This window comes from Streptomyces luteoverticillatus (genome assembly GCF_003970715.1).
GTDB classification, from domain to species: domain Bacteria; phylum Actinomycetota; class Actinomycetes; order Streptomycetales; family Streptomycetaceae; genus Streptomyces; species Streptomyces abikoensis.
The window spans coordinates 5,681,275-5,693,931 of the sequence record NZ_CP034587.1; the positions used below are offsets into that span (position 1 = coordinate 5,681,275).

A 12,657-nucleotide genomic window follows, 5' to 3' on the forward strand; every position below is an offset into this window, starting at 1 on the left:
CCGAGGAGTGAATTCCGTGCACGAAGTGAACGCCCCCATCGAACTGTTCCGTGAATGGTTCCGGGACGCCGAAGCCGGCGAAGTGAACGACCCCAACGCCATGTCGATCGCCACCACCGACGCCGACGGACTGCCCGACGTCCGGATCGTGCTGCTCAAGGGCTTCGACGCCGAGGGGTTCGTCTTCTACACCAACAGCCGGTCGCAGAAGGGCCGGGAGCTCGCCGGCAACATGCGGGCCGCAGGGGCCCTGCACTGGAAGTCCCTGCGCCGCCAGGTGCGCTTCCGGGGCCCCGTCGAGCACGTCACCGACGCCGAGGCCGACGCCTATTTCGCGTCACGCGCCCGGGACAGCCGTATCGGCGCCTGGGCCAGCCTCCAGTCCCAGCCGCTGGCCGACCGCGCCGAGCTCGAGGCCGCCGTGGCCCGCGAGAGCGCCCGCTTCGGCGACGGCGAGGTGCCGCGCCCGCCGCACTGGCTCGGCTACCGGGTCCGGCCCGTCTACGTGGAGTTCTGGACCGAAAAACCGTTCCGGCTGCACGACCGGCTGATATTCACGAGGGAGAAGCCGGAGGGCGAGTGGGACCGGAAGCGGTTCTACCCGTAGTCCGTGAGCGGGCGCCGGCCGGCGGCGCCGTCCCCGGACGGCGACCACCGGCCGGCGCCGCCCTCCGGCCCCACCGGTCCACCCGTACGGCTCCACCCGTACAGCGAGCAGGGACAGAACCATGTACTTCACACATGCCGATCCGGTCTGGAACGCCCACCCGCGCCTGCGCGCGGTCACCCTGGCCGTCGACGGCGTCCTCGGGACGACCAGCGGCCACGAGAGCGGCCGGGAACGCCGGGAGGCGCTCACCGCCCGGGTCGAGGAGCGGCTGGCCGCGGCGAGCGAGTCCGCGATGCCGGAGATCGCCGCCTGGCGCGAGGCGTTCTCCCGGATGGGGCTCAAGCCCACCCAGTACCGGTGCGCCTCGGAGGCGCTGCTCCGGCGCTACCGCAAGGAGCGGAACCTGCCGGGCTTCCACCCGCTGGTCGACTACCTCAACGTCGTCTCCATGGCCTTCGCCATCCCCATCGCCGTCTTCGACTGCGACAAGGTCACGGACGGCATCACGGTCCGCCACGCCGACGGCTCGGAGGTCCACCGGACCTTCCAGGGCGAGACCGAGCACCCCGCCCCCGAGGAGATCGTCTTCACGGACACGGCGGGCCACGCCCACTCCCGGCGCTGGACGTTCCGCCAGAGCGCCCTGTCCGTCGTCTCCAAGGAGACGGACCGCGCGCTCATCGTGGCGGAGGCGCTGCACCCCACGGCCGCCGAGGACCTCGCGGCGCTGGAACGGGAGCTGACGGCGGGGCTGCCGGAGGCCGGGGTGCGGATCGTGGCCGCCCGGCGGATCGACACCACGGATCGCCGGCTGGAGTTCTCGTACGCGGGAGGGGATCCCGCGGGAGGGAATTCCGCGGTAGGGGATTCCGCGCGAGGAGACTCGGTGCGACGAGACTCGGTGCGACGAGATGAGGAGACAGCATGAATCCGACCCCCGACCCCACCATCGGCCTCGAGAACGTACGGCGGGCCGTCGCCGAGGCCTGCGCGCGAGCGGGCCGCGAGCCCGGCTCGGTGACGCTCGTCGCCGCGTCCAAGACCGTGCCCGCCGACGTCCTGGAGCGCACGGTCGAGGCCGGCCACCTCGTCTTCGGCGAGAACCGGGTCCAGGAGGCCAAGGCCAAGTGGCCGGAGCTGCGCGGCCGATGTCCGGATCTGGAACTGCACCTGATAGGACCGCTCCAGAGCAACAAGGCCCGGGAGGCGGTGGCCCTGTTCGACGTCATCCACTCCCTGGACCGGTCGAGCCTGAGCGTGGCGCTGGCACGCGAGTGCGCCCGGCAGGGGCGTAGGCCCCGGCTGTTCGTCCAGGTCAACACGGGCAAGGAGCCGCAGAAGGCCGGTGTGCTGCCGGACGACGCGGACGCCTTCCTGGCCGACTGCCGGGAGACCCACGGCCTGGACGTCGTGGGGCTGATGTGCATCCCGCCGGCCGGTGAGCCGCCGGAGCCGCACTTCTCGACGCTGGCGAAGATCGCGGCCCGCAACGGTCTGGAACTGCTCTCCATGGGCATGAGCACGGACTACGCCACGGCCGTCGAGTACGGCGCCACGCATGTGCGCGTGGGCAGCGCGATCTTCGGCTCCAGGCCACCGCTGAAACCTTCCGGCACGGCCTGAGGCACGGACGGGCGGCCCGGTCATCGCCATGACCGGGCCGCCCGGCATGACCGCCCCCGTCCCACGACGCCCGCATGGAGACGTACATGCCCCACCGCCCCGCCCGCTACGACGTCCTCTTCGAACCCGTACGGATCGGCCCGGTCACCGCGAAGAACCGCTTCTACCAGGTACCCCACTGCAACGGCATGGGCCGGGCCTTCCCCAGTTCCATGGCCGCGATGCGCGGCGTCAAGGCCGAGGGCGGCTGGGGCGTCGTCGTCACCGAACAGTGCGACGTCCACCACTCCGGCAACCACCAGCGGGAGATCAGGATCTGGGACGAGAAGGACCTGCCCTATCTCACCCGGGCCACCGACGAGATCCACCGGCACGGCGCCCTCGCCGGCGTCGAACTCGCCCACAACGGCTCCTACGTCGGCAATCTGGAGAGCCGGACCATACCGATCGCCCCGAGCCTGAAGGCCGTCCGGGGCAACCTCCCCATCACCGCACGGGCCATGGACAAGGACGACATCCGCGCCGTCCGCCGCTGGCACCGCACGGCGGCGCTCAATGCCCGGCGCGCCGGCTTCGACATCGTCTACATCTACGCGGGCCACGACATGACGCTGCCCGTCCACTTCCTCTCCCGGCGCCACAACCAGCGCACCGACGAATACGGCGGCAGCCTGGAGAACCGAGCCCGGCTGCTGCGCGAGCTCATCGAGGACGCCAAGGAGGCCGTCGGCGACACCTGCGCCGTCGCCGTCCGCTTCGGCGTCGACGAGCTGATGGGACCGCGCGGCATCGGCTCCGAGGACGAGGGCCGTGACGTCGTCGAGATGCTCGCCGAGCTCCCCGACCTCTGGGACGTCAACCTCAGCAACTTCGACAACGACGGTCAGACGTCCCGGTTCAGCGACGAGGGCTTCCAGGCGGAGTACGTCAAGTTCGTCAAGAGCGTCACCAGCAAACCGGTCGTCGGCGTCGGCCGGTTCACCTCGCCCGACACCATGGTCTCCATGATCAAGGGCGGCACCCTCGACCTCATCGGCGCGGCCCGCCCCTCCATCGCCGACCCCTTCCTGCCGAGGAAGATCGAGGAAGGCCGCTTCGACGACCTCCGCGAGTGCATCGGCTGCAACATCTGCGTCGCCGGCGACAAGGCGAGTGTGCCGATGCGCTGCACCCAGAACCCCACCATGGGCGAGGAGTGGCGGCGCGGCTGGCACCCCGAGTACATCCCGCCCAAGGACACCGACGACACCGTCCTCGTCGTCGGCGCCGGCCCCGCCGGCCTGGAGGCCGCCCGGGCCCTGGGCCAGCGCGGCTACGACGTGCTGCTCGCCGACCGCCGCCGCGAACTCGGCGGCCGCGTCACCCTGGAGAGCCGGCTGCCGGGGCTGGGGGAGTGGGCGCGGGTGCGCGACTGGCGGCTCACCCAGCTGCGCCGCATGCCCAACGTCCAGCTCCTGCCGGACAACGAGATCACCGCCGAGATGGCCCTGGAGGCCGAGTGCTCGCTCGTGGCCGTCGCCACGGGCGCGCGGTGGCGGGCGGATGGAGTGGGCCGCTCCCACAGCTTCCCGATGGAGGGACTGGAGGGGCTGGAGGGACCGGCCGGGACACCCGTCTTCACCCCGGACGACATCATGGCCGGCCGGCTGCCGTCCGGCCGGGTCGTCGTCTTCGACGACGACCACTACTACATGGGCGGAGTGATCGCCGAGCGGCTGGCCGAGCACGGCTGCGAGGTCACGTTCGTCACGCCCGACAGCCTGGTGTCGTCGTTCACGCAGTTCACGGCGGAGCAGAAGCGCGTCCAGCGGCGCGTGATGGAGAAGTGCGCCGCCGTCCACACCTCGACGGCGCTCGTGCGGGCCGAGCCCGGCGCCGCCCGGCTGGCCTGCGTGTACACGGGCCGGGAGACGGTCGTCACCGCCGACGCGCTCGTCCTGGTCACCGGCATGGTGCCGCGCGACGAGCTGTACACCGGGCTGCGCGCGTTCGGCGAGGAGGCCCTGGGCGCGGCGGGCATCCGGCGCGTCGTCCGGCTGGGCGACTGCCTGGGCCCGGGGATCATCGCGGCGGCCGTCCACAGCGGCCACCTCTTCGCCCGCACTCTGGACACCGCGATCACCGATGAGACGCCGTACCGGCGGGAGAACGTCGAGCTCGACTGGGACCAGCCGCTGCCGGCGAGCAGCGGCGGCGCGTGGGGACGGCAGGAGGGGCAGGGGCATGGACGCTGACGACACCCGGTTCGAGGAGTTCAAGGACCTGGTCCGGAAGGTGGCCACCGGCGCCACCCTCACCCGTGAGGAATCGGCCCGCGCCTTCGAGCTGATGATGGCGGGCCGGGCCACGCCCTCCCAGATGGGCGGGCTGCTGATGGCGATGCGGATGCGTGGCGAGACCGTGGAGGAGATCACCGGCGGGGTGATCGCCATGCGGGCGCGGATGCGCGGGGTGGTGGCGCCGCCCGGGGCGATGGACCTGCTCGGCACGGGTGGCGACTCGTCCGGCTCGTACAACATCTCCACGTGCGCGGCGCTGATCGTCGCCGGGGCGGGGGTGCCGGTGGCCAAGCAGGGCAACCGGGCGCTGTCGTCGCGCAGCGGCGCGGCGGACGTCCTGCGCGCGCTGGGCGTCCGCATCGACCTGCGGCCCGAGGACGTGGCGCGCTGCGTCGCCGAGGCGGGCATCGGCTTCATGTTCGCCCCCGACCACCACCCGGCGACGGGCCACGTCCACCCCACCCGCGTCGAGCTCGGCACGCGCACCGTCTTCAACCTGATGGGGCCGCTGACCAACCCGGCGGGCGTGCGGCGCCAGATGGTCGGGGTGTTCGCCGAGGAGTGGGTCGAGCCGCTGGCGCGGGTGCTGGGCGAACTCGGTTCGGAGCGCGCCTTCGTCGTCCACGGCTCGGACGGCCTCGACGAGATCACCACCACCGGGCCCACGACCGTGGCCTCGCTGGAGAACGGCACGGTGCGGGTGTTCCGGGTGAGCCCGGAGGACGTCGGCCTGCCACGCGTTCCCCCGGAGTCGCTCAAGGGCGGCGACGCGCGAGCCAACGCGGAGGCGCTGCGGGGCGTCCTCACGGGGGAGAAGGGGCCGTACCGCGACATCGCGGCGTTCAACGCAGCGGCGGCACTCGTCGTCGGCGGCCGGGCGAAGGACCTGAAGGACGGCATGGAGCTCGCCACGGAGTCGATCGACGGCGGGGAAGCGCATCGCAGGCTGGAACGACTGATAACGGAATCGAACCGAAGCGACCGTAGTGACCGAAGCGAAGGGGCTTAATCGGATGCCGGACTTCCTCTCAAGGATCGAAGGGGCCAAGCGTGAGGAAATCGCGGAGGCGAAGCGCGACCGTCCCCTCGCCTCCCTCGAACGCGAGGCGGCGGCCGCCCCGGCGCCGCGTGGCTTCCTGACGGCCGTCGAACACCGTGTGGCCCGGGGCGAGTACGCCCTGCTCGCCGAGATCAAGAAGGCGAGCCCGTCCAAGGGCCTGATCCGCGCCGACTTCGACCCGCCGCTCATCGCCCGCGCCTATGAGGCGGGCGGTGCGGCCTGTCTGTCGGTCCTCACCGACACCCCGTCCTTCCAGGGCGGCCCGGAGCACCTGACGGCGGCCCGCGAGGCGACGGAACTCCCGGCGTTGCGCAAAGACTTCATGTACGACCCCTACCAGGTCGTCCAGGCGCGGGCCTGGGGCGCCGACGCGATCCTGATCATCATGGCGGCGGTCGACGACGCGGAGGCGAAGGACCTGGAGGACGCGGCGTTCGACCTCGGCATGGACGTCCTGGTCGAGGTGCACGACGAGGCGGAGCTGGAGCGGGCCACCCGGCTGCGGTCCCGCCTCCTCGGCATCAACAACCGCGACCACCACACCTTCGAGACCACGCTCGCCACAAGTGAACGGCTGGCGTCGAAGGTGCCCAAGGACCGGGTGATCGTGGGGGAGAGTGGTCTGTCCACCCCCGCCGACCTGGCCCGTCTCGCCCAAGTGGGCATCTCCGCCTTCCTGGTGGGCGAGAGCCTGATGCGCACTCCGGACATCGAGGCCGCGACGCGGGCCCTCCTGACCCGGTAGAAACGTATCGTCACTCGCCACAGAACAGCAGCAAGAGGAGTATGTCCCGTGGGCATCGAATTCCTGGTCACGTCCTTAATCGTGACCGCCTCACCCGGTACCGGCGTTCTCTACACACTGGCCACCGGCCTCTCGCGCGGCTTCCGCCCGAGCATCGTCGCCGCGTTCGGATGCACCCTGGGCATCGTCCCCCACATGGCGGCCACCATCATGGGCCTGGCCGCCCTCATGCACACCAGCGCCCTGGCCTTCCAGACCTTCAAGTTCCTGGGCGTCGCCTACCTCCTCTACGTCGCCTGGAACACCTGGCGCGACCGCGGCACCCTGAGCGTGGAGGAGCAGGCGGGCGAGCCGCCGTCCCCGGTGCGGGTGATCTGGACGGGCATCCTGCTCAACATCCTCAACCCCAAGCTGACCATCTTCTTCCTGGCCTTTCTCCCGCAGTTCGTCAGCGCGAACGAGGCCCACCCGGTGCCGCGCATGATCGAGCTGAGCGCGGTCTTCATGCTGATGACCTTCGTCATCTTCATCGGCTACGGGCTGCTCGCGGCCTCGGTCCGCGACCACGTCATCTCCCGCCCGCAGGTCATGACCTGGATGCGGCGCACGTTCGCGGGGGCGTTCGTGGCACTGGGCGCGAAGCTGGCGTTCACGAACATCTGAGGGAGTTCCCCGCCGCGGCGGACTCCGCGCCCCTGGAGGCCGGGGGCGCGGTGACCGCCGGCCGCGCCTCCAGCAGCCGCTCCAGCCGGCGCCGCGCCTCGACCCCTCCCGGGGCAGGTGCACGGTCACCCGCAGGTCGTGCCGGCTCGACGGGTGCAGCACCAAGTGGTCGAAGGTCATCTCGCCCAGCACCGGATGGAGCACGGCCTTCGTGCCGTTGGACTCCTTGCGCACGTCGTGCTGGTCCCACAGCTTCGCGAACTCCGGGCTGCGGGCGGGAATAGAGCTCGCCCGCGATGGACGTGAACTGCGCGTCGTCGGGATAGGCCGCGGCCGAACCCCGGAAATCGGCCACGACTGGTCGGCGCTCTGCGCGCGCCAACTGGTCTCCCCGGTGCGCTGGCACGCCACGCTCCACACGCTCGTGACCGGCCTGGGCAGCACCCGCTTCACCGACTTCGGCCCGGGCCGGAGCCTGGCGGGCCTGGCCCGCCGCGCGTTCCCGGACGTCCCGGCGGAACCGGTCGTCGGCCTCCGGCTGGCCGTGGTGTGACGGAAAAACGAAGTGCGGCGGACTCTCGTGAGAGAGTCCGCCGCGCTTGTCGGCGTTTCGGTCAGCCGGCCGAGAGGGCCGCTCTATCCGGTCAAGGCCGGTGCGGAGTGGTCAGGATGGCGAATCCGTCCCACTCGGCGAACTTGTCGAACGAGAGCACAGGACCTTCTTCACCCGTGCCGGCGGCACAGATGTACGCGGGATGCACTCGGCCCATGGTCAAGTGGTCCAGCTCGAAGAAGGCGTCCCTGCTGCTGCAGAGAATGCCGGGCTCGGAAGCCGAGTACATGATGAAGGACTTCTCGAATTCCATGAACCCGTTCGCGCGGGCCCACTCGACCGCCGCGTCCCCCGACCATCCGGCATCCGCATAGCTGAACACGGAGTACGGGATCTCGCGCCAGTCGATGCGCGACGGAAGCCACGGAAGCGTGCACAGGTATTCGTCGAACTTCCTGCTCGCCTCGACCGGCATCCGTTCCACCCTGCCGGAGTCCAACCAATCGGTGAAGTGATCGGAATCGATGTACATTCTCGTCCTCCGTATCAGCCGTGCGTGATCCGGCTGATCGTCGTTCTAGGTCCAGGGGAAATGCTTGATGATGTCCCTGTAGTCGCCCTCATCGGCAGGACCGCCTCGCGGCGACGGGATCGTGAAGTATCCGCGCGCGGAATCGGGCCCCATTTCGGCACGCTTCTTCGACCTGTCGAAGTTCTTCCACCAGTTGATATGAAGGGCCTTCTCCGGGTTCTTCGGGTCGAAGTCGATGCGCCATCCGTTCCGGCCGTCAGGGCTCTGCATTCCCACGTAGAGCTTGTCCTTCATCGGGCCGACTTCACTCTTGAACGGGACCGCGTCGTCCCCCAGGCCCGCCTCTGCTCGGGCCTTGTCCCGGGCAGAGGCGAAGTTCGGCACCTCGCCGCCGTCGATCTCTTCGCACGGGTTCTTGGAATTGTGGACGAGAACCGGAGCCGACCCCGCCACCACATAGTACGTGTGGAGGTTGTCGACGGTGAGGTTGTACACCGTCCGGGTGCCGGGCGCGGCACGGGTGCCCGTGACCTCCTTCAGCTCACCCTGCGGGGTGCGGAGGCGATCACCCGCCTTGAGATCCCTGGCGTCGGTCCAGTGGTGCCGGTTCTCCACCCAGAACGGGTGACCGGAGGTGGCCTTCAGCGTGCCGATGGCGCTCCCGGCATCGCCGTCCGTGTCGATCGTGACCTCGACGAGGTCGTTCTTGTCGCCGACGATCACGTCCGTGACCGTGCGGGCCCCGGTCGTGCCGGTGGCGGGGTCGGTGGCCAGGACCCGCTCCCCGATCCGGATCCTCCCGATCGGCTCCCGGGTTCCGTCGGCCATCAGGACGGGCGTGTCCGGGGTGAAGCTGTTCGGCTTCTTCTTCACATTGCAGACGGGGACCTTCTCAAGAGCCTCCTCGGCCTTCTTGATGTACTTCTTCGCCTTGGACGATTCCTCGAGCAGCTTGTCGATGCCCATGAGGCGCTTGACGAACTTGACGATGTCCGGGAGCTTCTCGGCGACCCTGAGGGCCTTGGTCCAGGGAACGTTATTGATGAGCGCCCAGAAGCAGGCCTCGACGTTGCCTTCCTTGTAGCACTTCTGGACGTCCTCCCAGTCGATGAGGCCCTTGATGACATCACCGCCGATTTCCAGCAGGAAGTCCTCGAAGCTCTTGTTCGCGAGCTGCCGGAGCTTCTCGTACTCATCCGGGTCGAACCCGGCGAGCCGGAGAGCCTCCTTCTCCTCGTCGTTCAGCTCCGGAAGGCCGCCCTTCTCAGTGGCCTCCTTGGCGGCTTCCTCGCGGGCCTTGCGCTCCCGTTCCTCCTGTTCGGCCTGGGCCTTCTTGGCCTCCGCGTCGGCCTTCTTGGCGTAGTCGAGGGCGTTGTCGGCCGCTTCCTTCGCCGACGCGGCGTGCTTCTCGGCGGATTCGGCGAGCTTGTCGGCCGCGTCGGCGTCCTCCTTGGCCTTGGTGGCCGCGGCCTGGGCGGTGGCGGCTTCTTGTTCGGCGAGATCGGCAGCACCAGCGGCGGCCGCGGCGTGCTGCTCGGCTTCGGCGGCGGCGCCTCGGGCGCGGGCTGCTTCGGCTTCGGCCTGGTTGGCGGCCTGGCGGGCGGCGGCCGCGTCGGCGTAGGCCTGGTTGGCGGCTTCGCGGGCTGCCTTGGCGTCTGCCTGGGCCTGTGCGTCGGCCTGGTTGGCGCGGGCCGCTGCGGCGCGGGCCTTGGCGCCGTCGACGGCGGCTTCGGCGGCGGACTTCATGGCGGCGGCCATGGAGCGGGTGGCGTTCGCGGAGGAACGGGCGGCGTCGGCGGCGGCCTTGAAGGCCGGCGCGACCTGGGCGTTCGCACCCTTCGCGGCGGCCTCGGCGGCTTCAGCGGCCTTGAGGGCCTCCGCTGCCTTGGCCTCGGCGGAAGCCACCTGCTCCGCGCCCAGCTCCTGGGCGGCGGCCGCGACGTCGGCGGCGAAGTCGGCGTCGACGTCCTTGCCGGCGAACGGGGCGGTCAGCTCGATCGCGGTGTTCGCCGGGTCGGCGATACCGGCCGCGCTGGCCTTGGCCGCCGTGGACGCCTGGACGGCGATACCGGCCTGAAGACGGGCCATCGCGGCCTCGCGGGTGGCGCCTTCCGCCTCGTCCTTCGTACGGTTCGCGGCCTGCAGCGCGTTCTTCGCCTCGATCGCGGCCAGACCGGCCAGACGGGCGGCCTCGTGCGCGGCCACACCGGCACGCGCCTCCTGGGCCGTGGCCTCGGCGGCCTTGACGTTGGCACGCGTCGCCGCGGCGTGGGTCGCGGCGGCCTCGGCCTCGGCCCGGTTGGCGGCCGCGTTGGCACGGGAGGCAGCGGCCTCCGCCGCGTTGGCGGCGGCGTTGGCACGCGCCGCGTGCGCGGTCGCCTCGGCCGCGGCGGCACGGGCGCGAGCGGCCGCGCCGGCGGCCTCCGTCGCGGCGGAACGGGCACGGATGGCGGCACCGCTGGCGGTGTCGGCGGCACCCTGCGCCTGATCGGCGGCGGCACCGGCGGTGTCGGCGTCCGCGCGCGCCGCGGCCGCGGCGGTCTGCGCCTGGACCGAGTACGCGGTGCCCTTGGTCGCGGCCGCCATCGACGCGGTCGCCTGAGCCTTGGCCTGCTTGGCGTCGGCGTCCTTCCGGGCCTGGCGCGCGTTGGACAAGGCCTCGCGGGCCTTGGTCTCCATCCCGCGGGCGTTGTCGTCCGCCGTGGCGGCGATGCCCTCCTGCTTCTCGGCGTCCGCCCGGGCCGACGCCGCCGTCGCGGCGGCGGCCTGGGCCTCCGCCCGTGCCGCCGACGCCGTACGGGCCTCGGCCTCCGCGCGCGCACGCGCGGCGGCGGCGATGTCGCGCTCGCGCTCCGCGCGCGCACGCGCAGCCGCAGCCAGGTCGCGCTCGCGCTCGGCGATGGCCCGCTGTTCGGCGGCGATCTTCGCCTGGCGCTCGGCCTCGAGCCGCGCCTCGCGCGTCTTCTTCGCGTGCTCCCACGCCTCGGCCTCGGCCTTCTCCGCCGCGATCCGCGCCGTGCGCGCACGGGACGCCGCGTCAGCGGCGATCTTGGCCTGCTTGTCGGCGGCCTCCGCGAGCTTCGCGGCGGTGGCGGCGTGCTGCTCGGCGTTCGCGCGCCACTTCTTGGCCTGCTGCTCGTGCAGCTCCGCCTGGTTCTTGGCGTTGAGGCCCTTGGCGTCGGCCTCGGTGGCGTCCACCGCGTGCTGCGCGGTCTCGCTCGCCTTCACCGCGGCGTCCGCGGCGGCGGCGATGCCGGAGGCGACCTCGGACCACTGCGTGCCATACGTCAGACCGGTCTCGACCAGCACGTCGGCCTGGACCTTCGCCTGCGCCGCGGCGACCTGCGCCTGCTTGGCGGCGATGCCGGCGAACTCGACCTGACGCGCGACGTCGGCCTTGACGTTGTCGTAGGACGACAGGGTCTTGCCGGCACGGTCGGCGGAGAGCATCCGGTCCGCCTGACGGGCCGAACCCGCCGCCAGCGTCATCGCGTTCGAGGCGTTCTTCAGCGCCTTGACCGCGTCGCCGTGCGCGGCGATGAGCTTGGTGCGGGCCTCGGCGGCGCGGGCGGCCTTCTCGGCCAGCTCGCGCAGCTTGTCCGCCGCCTCCTGCGCTTCCTTCTGCGCCTTCTCGATGGCGGCGCGGGCGTCGGCGTCCTTCTGGGCCGCGACCAGGTAGCCCTTCTCCAGGAACTCGGCGATCTTCGCGTTGTCCTTGGTGTCGAGGGCGGCCTGGGCGGCCTTCTTCACCTCCGGGCCACCGGAGGCCGCGAGCATCTCGACGCGCTTGCGGTTCTCCTCCGCCTGCTTCGCCGCGTTCTGCTTGTCCTTCTCGTCACGCTGCTTCGCGATCGCCGCGCCGAAGGCGAGGAAGTCGGCGCGGTCCTTCGCGGTCGCCTTCGGGCCCAGGACACGCTCGACCTCGGCGTTGAAGTACGTACCGCCGGTGCCGCGCAACTTCTCGATTTCGGCGCGGTTCTTGACGTCCGCGCCGTCCTTCTTCTCCTTCGCACGCTGGCGGGCCTCGGCTTCGCCGTGCTCCAGGAATGCCCGGATCGCGTTCGGGTCCGAGCTCTCCAGGGCCTTCTTCGCGGCCTCCTGGACCTCCGGCTCAGGATCGAACTCCGCGAAGTCCTCAACGAGCTGCCGGTCACGATCGGCCGACAGCTTGTCGAGCTCCGTGCGCGGCGCGGGCACCGCCGCGGCCGCCGGCTTCGGCAGCGCCGCCGCGAGCTTGTCCAGCGCTGCCATCGCCTCGGCCGGCGAGACCGCGGCGTTCCGGGCGTGCGCGGTGGTGGTGGCCGCGGTGGCCTCCCCTGTCGCGCCACCCAGGATCGCCACCACCACAGCTGTGGAGACGGCCTTTCTCACCACACCGGCCACGTCACCACGCAGCCGTCGTCCGGCTCTTGGCCGGAATCTACCCATCACGGGAAGAACCCCCAACGAAATGAAATGGAAAAAGGCCCTGAACCCGCCCACGCGGGCAGGGCGGAGCGGACCCGGTCACGAGAACCGGGTCCGGATGACCGCCGGAACACAGCGGTCAGGGAAGTTCGGCCGGCAGGTCAGGCCGGCCGAGACACTTGCGA

General features: G+C 71.2%; 10 protein-coding genes and 1 pseudogene. 8 read left to right on the forward strand and 3 right to left on the reverse strand.

What is annotated here, in order from left to right; translation table 11 throughout:
- Nucleotides 1-16 precede the first annotated feature (16 nt).
- From pdxH to EKH77_RS25385, 7 genes are all read left to right on the forward strand, one after another.
- Nucleotides 17-607 (forward strand): pyridoxamine 5'-phosphate oxidase, encoded by a 591-nt coding sequence (pdxH, locus tag EKH77_RS25355; RefSeq protein ID WP_206279919.1) that lies wholly within the window; start codon nucleotides 17-19, stop codon nucleotides 605-607.
- A 121-nt stretch (nucleotides 608-728) separates the two neighbouring features.
- The gene (locus EKH77_RS25360; RefSeq protein WP_126916611.1) at nucleotides 729-1,538 is read left to right on the forward strand and encodes a B3/B4 domain-containing protein; all 810 of its coding nucleotides are present in this window, start codon (nucleotides 729-731) and stop codon (nucleotides 1,536-1,538) included.
- Nucleotides 1,535-2,233 (forward strand): YggS family pyridoxal phosphate-dependent enzyme, encoded by a 699-nt coding sequence (locus EKH77_RS25365; protein ID WP_126916612.1) that lies wholly within the window; start codon nucleotides 1,535-1,537, stop codon nucleotides 2,231-2,233. The genes EKH77_RS25360 and EKH77_RS25365 overlap by 4 nt, the downstream gene beginning before the upstream one ends.
- An 86-nt stretch (nucleotides 2,234-2,319) precedes the next feature.
- Complete coding sequence (locus EKH77_RS25370; RefSeq protein WP_240667522.1) at nucleotides 2,320-4,467, forward strand: FAD-dependent oxidoreductase; 2,148 nt, start codon at nucleotides 2,320-2,322, stop codon at nucleotides 4,465-4,467.
- A complete protein-coding gene (trpD, locus tag EKH77_RS25375) occupies nucleotides 4,457-5,521 on the forward strand; it encodes an anthranilate phosphoribosyltransferase (RefSeq protein ID WP_126916614.1) in 1,065 nt (354 codons plus the stop codon). The genes EKH77_RS25370 and trpD overlap by 11 nt, the downstream gene beginning before the upstream one ends.
- A 4-nt stretch (nucleotides 5,522-5,525) precedes the next feature.
- Nucleotides 5,526-6,317 carry an indole-3-glycerol phosphate synthase TrpC gene (trpC, locus tag EKH77_RS25380; RefSeq protein ID WP_126916615.1) on the forward strand — a complete coding sequence of 264 codons (792 nt, stop codon included), beginning with the start codon at nucleotides 5,526-5,528 and terminating at the stop codon, nucleotides 6,315-6,317.
- A 48-nt stretch (nucleotides 6,318-6,365) separates the two neighbouring features.
- Nucleotides 6,366-6,980 (forward strand): LysE family translocator, encoded by a 615-nt coding sequence (locus EKH77_RS25385; protein ID WP_126916616.1) that lies wholly within the window; start codon nucleotides 6,366-6,368, stop codon nucleotides 6,978-6,980.
- Nucleotides 6,981-7,139: 159 nt separating this feature from the next.
- Here the strand turns inward: EKH77_RS25385 and EKH77_RS34815 are convergent.
- Nucleotides 7,140-7,214 (reverse strand): annotated as a pseudogene (locus EKH77_RS34815) (hypothetical protein); the annotation flags it as partial.
- Here EKH77_RS34815 and EKH77_RS33960 point away from each other — a divergent pair.
- Entirely contained in the window at nucleotides 7,192-7,533 is a 342-nt protein-coding gene (locus tag EKH77_RS33960) for a hypothetical protein (protein ID WP_126916617.1), read from the forward strand. The pseudogene EKH77_RS34815 and the gene EKH77_RS33960 overlap by 23 nt on opposite strands.
- A 91-nt stretch (nucleotides 7,534-7,624) precedes the next feature.
- On the opposite strand, the gene EKH77_RS25395 is transcribed toward EKH77_RS33960, so the two are convergent.
- Entirely contained in the window at nucleotides 7,625-8,065 is a 441-nt protein-coding gene (locus EKH77_RS25395; protein WP_126916618.1) for a hypothetical protein, read from the reverse strand.
- A 45-nt stretch (nucleotides 8,066-8,110) separates the two neighbouring features.
- Entirely contained in the window at nucleotides 8,111-12,439 is a 4,329-nt protein-coding gene (locus EKH77_RS25400; protein WP_126916619.1) for a polymorphic toxin-type HINT domain-containing protein, read from the reverse strand.
- Nucleotides 12,440-12,657: the final 218 nt, after the last annotated feature.

Excerpts from the sequence above, each read along its gene's own strand:
- EKH77_RS25360 (WP_126916611.1), top strand. The coding sequence starts at position 729 with ATGTACTTCACACATGCCGATCCGGTCTGGAACGCCCACCCGCGCCTG.
- EKH77_RS25395 (WP_126916618.1), bottom strand. The coding sequence starts at position 8,065 with ATGTACATCGATTCCGATCACTTCACCGATTGGTTGGACTCCGGCAGG.
- EKH77_RS25370 (WP_240667522.1), top strand. The coding sequence starts at position 2,320 with ATGCCCCACCGCCCCGCCCGCTACGACGTCCTCTTCGAACCCGTACGG.
- EKH77_RS25365 (WP_126916612.1), top strand. The coding sequence starts at position 1,535 with ATGAATCCGACCCCCGACCCCACCATCGGCCTCGAGAACGTACGGCGG.
- trpC (WP_126916615.1), top strand. The coding sequence starts at position 5,526 with ATGCCGGACTTCCTCTCAAGGATCGAAGGGGCCAAGCGTGAGGAAATC.
- trpD (WP_126916614.1), top strand. The coding sequence starts at position 4,457 with ATGGACGCTGACGACACCCGGTTCGAGGAGTTCAAGGACCTGGTCCGG.